5 protein-coding genes are annotated in these 4,296 nt (G+C 70.6%); 3 read left to right on the top strand and 2 right to left on the bottom strand.

Features of this window, described 5'->3' with window-relative positions:
- Positions 1-140 precede the first annotated feature (140 nt).
- Positions 141-728, bottom strand: coding sequence for an oligoribonuclease (gene orn / locus BGO22_RS00480; RefSeq protein WP_070398853.1), 588 nt, complete (start codon positions 726-728; stop codon positions 141-143).
- A gap of 66 nt (positions 729-794) precedes the next feature.
- Here orn and BGO22_RS00485 point away from each other — a divergent pair, with 66 nt between their 5' ends.
- The 3 genes from BGO22_RS00485 to rsgA are packed head-to-tail and all read left to right on the top strand — an operon-like array spanning position 795 to position 3,304.
- Positions 795-2,057, top strand: a complete 1,263-nt coding sequence (locus tag BGO22_RS00485; protein WP_070398854.1) for a M48 family metallopeptidase — start codon at positions 795-797, stop codon at positions 2,055-2,057.
- A gap of 12 nt (positions 2,058-2,069) precedes the next feature.
- Complete coding sequence (locus BGO22_RS00490; protein WP_070398855.1) at positions 2,070-2,390, top strand: 4a-hydroxytetrahydrobiopterin dehydratase; 321 nt, start codon at positions 2,070-2,072, stop codon at positions 2,388-2,390.
- Complete coding sequence (rsgA, locus tag BGO22_RS00495; RefSeq protein WP_070398856.1) at positions 2,390-3,304, top strand: ribosome small subunit-dependent GTPase A; 915 nt, start codon at positions 2,390-2,392, stop codon at positions 3,302-3,304. Before BGO22_RS00490 ends, rsgA begins: the two co-directional genes overlap by 1 nt.
- Positions 3,305-3,398: 94 nt before the next feature.
- Here rsgA and BGO22_RS00500 read toward each other — a convergent pair whose 3' ends face one another.
- The gene (locus BGO22_RS00500; RefSeq protein ID WP_286848261.1) at positions 3,399-4,295 is read right to left on the bottom strand and encodes a CobD/CbiB family protein; all 897 of its coding nucleotides are present in this window, start codon (positions 4,293-4,295) and stop codon (positions 3,399-3,401) included.
- Between the last annotated feature and the right edge of the window lies 1 nt (position 4,296).

The raw sequence follows: 4,296 nt of genomic DNA on the forward strand, positions 1-4,296 counted from the left end.
TTTCTTTTTCATGTGAAATCGGCGTGAAAGTCACTTTATTGTCATGCAAGGCCGGGGTGACGGACCCGCAAGGGGGGGCGGCGGTGGCATCGGGCAACCCCGCCGCCGGCAGGGGCCGGCAAGGCACGGACCCGGCCCGATCAGCGCAGAAACCGCGCGCGGTAGTGCTCGAGTTCGTCAATGGATTCGTGCACGTCGGCCAGGGCGGTGTGCAGCTGGCGCTTCTTGAAGGCGTCGACCACTTCGGGGCGCCAGCGCTTGGCCAGTTCCTTCAAGGTGCTCACATCGACGTTGCGGTAGTGCAGGTAGGCCTCGAGCCGGGGCATGTACTTCACCAGGAAGCGGCGGTCCTGGCCGATGGTGTTGCCACACAGGGGTGCGCTGTTCTTCGGCACGTAGCGCGAGATGAAGTCGATGAGCTGCTGCTCGGCCTCGGCCTCGCTCACCGTGCTGGCGCGCACCTTGTCGATGAGACCGCTGCGGCCGTGCGTGCCCTTGTTCCAGGCATCCATGGCGTTGAGCAGCTCATCGCTCTGGTGGACCACGATGACGGGGCCTTCGATGCGCGGCGTGAGCTGCGGGCCGGTCACCACCACCGCGATCTCCAGCAGGCGCTCCTTCTCGGGATCGAGACCGCTCATTTCGCAGTCGATCCAGACCAGGTTCTGGTCACTCTTGGCGAGCGTGGGCACTTCGGGGGCGGCGATGTCGGCGGGATTGGAGGTCATCCCGCGATTTTCCGTCATCCGCCGGCCCCGGCGGGCCGGCGGGGGCACCGGTAGACTGGCGCCTTCATGGACACCGCTTCCCTCGCTTTCACCGCCCTCTTCTGCGCCCTGCTGGTGCTGGGCCTGCTGACCCGCTTCGCCCTCGCCAGCCGCCAGATCCGCCACGTGGCCCGCCACCGCGATCAGGTGCCCGCGCCCTTCGACGCCACCATCCCGCTCGACGCCCACCGCAAGGCCGCCGACTACACCATCGCCAAGACGCGCTTCGGCCTGCTCAGCACCGCCTTCGAGACCGCCCTGCTGATCGGCTGGACCCTGCTCGGCGGCCTGAACGCGCTCAACCTCGGCCTGCTCGACTGGCTGGGCCCTGGCCTGTGGCAGCAGCTCGCGCTGATCACCGCCTTCGCGCTCATCGGCGGCCTGCTGGGCCTGCCCTTCTCCTGGTACGCCACCTTCCGGCTGGAGGAGCGCTTCGGCTTCAACAAGATGGGCCTGGGCCTGTGGGTCGCCGACGGACTCAAGGGCGCGTTGATCGGCGCGGCCATCGGCCTGCCGCTGGCCGCGCTGGTGCTCTGGCTCATGGGCGCCGCCGGCAGCACCTGGTGGCTCTGGGCCTGGGGCGTGTGGATGGTCTTTAACCTGCTGGCCCTGGTGCTCTACCCCACGCTCATCGCGCCGCTGTTCAACCGCTTCGAGCCGCTGGCCGACGACGCCGTCAAGGCCCGCGTCAACGCCCTCATGGCGCGCTGTGGCTTCTCGGCCCAGGGCCTGTTCGTCATGGACGGCAGCAAGCGCAGCGCGCACGCCAACGCCTACTTCACCGGCTTCGGCGCGGCCAAGCGCGTGGTGTTCTTCGACACCCTGCTCAAGCAGCTCAACCCCGACGAGATCGACGCCGTGCTCGCGCACGAGCTCGGCCACTACCGCCTGCGCCACATCACCCAGCGCGTGCTGCTGCTGTTCGCGCTCAGCTTCGTGGGCTTCGCGGCCCTGGGCTGGGCGGCCTCGCAGGCCTGGTTCTTCACCGGCCTCGGCGTGGAGCCCGACCTGCGCGCGCCCAACGACGCGCTCGCGCTCATCCTCTTCCTGCTGGTGGTGCCGCTGTTCACCTACTTCCTGTCGCCGCTGGCCGCGCAGCTGTCGCGCCGGCACGAGTTCGAGGCCGACGCCTTCGCCAAGGACAAGACGCGCGGAGTCGACCTCGCCAGCGCCCTGCTCAAGCTGTACCAGGACAACGCCAGCACGCTCACGCCCGACCCGCTGTACGCGCGCTTCTACTATTCCCACCCCCCCGCCAGCGAACGCCTGGCCCGCCTGACCGCCGCCTGAGAGCGCCTGACCATGCACCCCATCCACCAGAACCGCCGCGCGCTCAACGCCACCGAGATCGTCACCCAGCTCAGCCAGCTCAACGGCAGCGAGGCCGACGGCTGGAAACTGATCGACGGCGCCATCGAGCGCACCTTCCGCTTCGCCAACTACCACGAGACCATGGCCTTCGTGAACGCCATGGCCTGGATCGCCCACCGCGAGGACCACCACCCCGACGCGGCCTTCGGCTACAACCGCTGCACCCTGCGCTTCAATACGCACGACGTGAACGGCGTCTCGGTCAGCGACTTCCATTGCGCGGCGGCGGTCAACGCCTTGCTCGCGTCCTGATGGGCGGCACGCGCCTGGCCCGTGTGGTGGCGGCCCATGGCCGCCATTGCCTGGTCGAGGACGAGAACGGCCAGCGCACCCTGTGCCACCCCCGCGGCAAGAAAAGCGCCGTGGTCGTGGGCGACATCGTCGCCTGGCAGCCCAGTGGCGACGAGGGCAGCATCGAACGCATCGAGACCCGGCGCAACCTCTTCTACCGCCAGGACGAGATGCGCACCAAGGCCTTCGCGGCCAACCTCGACCAGGTGCTGATCCTGCTCGCCGCGGAGCCCGTGTTCTCCGAGGCCCAGCTCACGCGCGCCCTGCTCGCGGCCGAGGCCGAGGGCATCAGCGCCTGCATCGTGCTCAACAAACAAGACCTGGGCGAGTCCTTCGACCAGGCCTGGGCGCGGCTCGAGCCCTACCGGCGCATGGGCACGCCCGTGCTGCCGCTGGGCCTTCACGACGGCCACGGGCTGGACGCCCTGCGCCAGCGCCTGACCGGCCGCCACACGCTGGTGCTGGGCCCTTCCGGCGTGGGCAAGAGCACGCTGGTCAACCGGCTGGTGCCCGAGGCCGGCGCGCAGACCGGCGAGATCTCGCGCGCCCTCAACACCGGGCGCCACACCACGACCGCCACCACCTGGTACTGGCTGGAGCCGGCGCGCGAAAGCGCGCTCATCGACTCGCCGGGCTTCCAGGAATTCGGCCTGCACCACCTTGAGGCCGAACGACTCGCGCAGCTCATGCCCGACCTGCGCGCCGCGCTGGGCGATTGCCGCTTCTACAACTGCACGCACCGGCACGAGCCGGGCTGCGGCGTGCGCGCCCACGTGGGCGCCGATCCGGCGGCGGACCCGCTGGCCATCGACCAGAACCGCTACCGGCTCTACGACGAACTGTTCGATGAGCTGAGCAACAAGCGGACGTATTGACCGGCCCACCCCTGCCGCGCGGCGCGCGATCCCCTCAAGGGCGCGCGCCCGCGGCCCAGCAAAACCGGTTCAGTGGCGCGTCGACCCGCGCGGCCTACACCCGCGCCAGCGTGAGCAGCGCCAGCAGCAGCATCCACAGCACCACCGCGCGCCACACCAGGCCCACCACGCTGCCCAGGTGGGCGAGCTGGGGCTCGGGGCGCGCGCCGGGGTCGGTCTCGTCCGGGGGCGGGGCCGCCGGGTCCTGCGGCGTCAGGCGCACGTTGATGGCGCCCGAGGTGGCCGCCAGCACCACGCCGTCGCTGCCCGGCGCGAAGCGCTCGGCGTCGGCGCGCCAGCTGGCCACGGCTTCCTCGAAATTGCCCACCACCGCGAAGCCCAGGGCCGTGACGCGCGCGGGCACGTGGTCGATCCAGCGCCAGGCCGTGGCCGCGGCGCGGCGCAGCGCCGCGCTGGGCGTGCCGTCGGGGCGCTCGCGCCAGTTGCGCGACAGGTACTCGGCCAGCCGGTAGAACACCGCGCCCGCCGGCCCCAGGCCGATCACCCAGAACACCAGGAAGCACACGAACACGCCGAACACGTGGCGGTGCGCGGCCAGCACGGAGTGCTCGATCACCTGGCGCAGCAACTCGGTGCGCGGCAGGGTGCTGGCGTCCACGCGCAGCCAGCGCGCCAGTTGCTCGCGCGCGCCACGCTCATCGCCGTCCTCCAGGCTGCGGCGGATTTCGCTGAAGTGGTGGCTGAACTGGCGAAAACCCAGGGTCACGTAGAGCACCGCCACCGTCCAGACCAGGGCCAGCACGCCGCTCAGCTCCCACAGGGCGTGGTAGATCAGCGCCGCCAGCGCCGCCGGCACGCCCACGGCCAGCAGCCAGGCCAGCCACCCATGCGAGGACTGGCCCGCATCGAGGTTGCGGCGCACGCCGCGGCCCCAGGCGCGCAGACCGGCGTGCACGGGGTTGTCGAACGACAGGGGACGGGCCTGCTCGATG

The organism is Hydrogenophaga sp. 70-12, assembly GCF_001897365.1.
Classification (GTDB): Bacteria; Pseudomonadota; Gammaproteobacteria; order Burkholderiales; family Burkholderiaceae_C; genus Hydrogenophaga; species Hydrogenophaga borbori.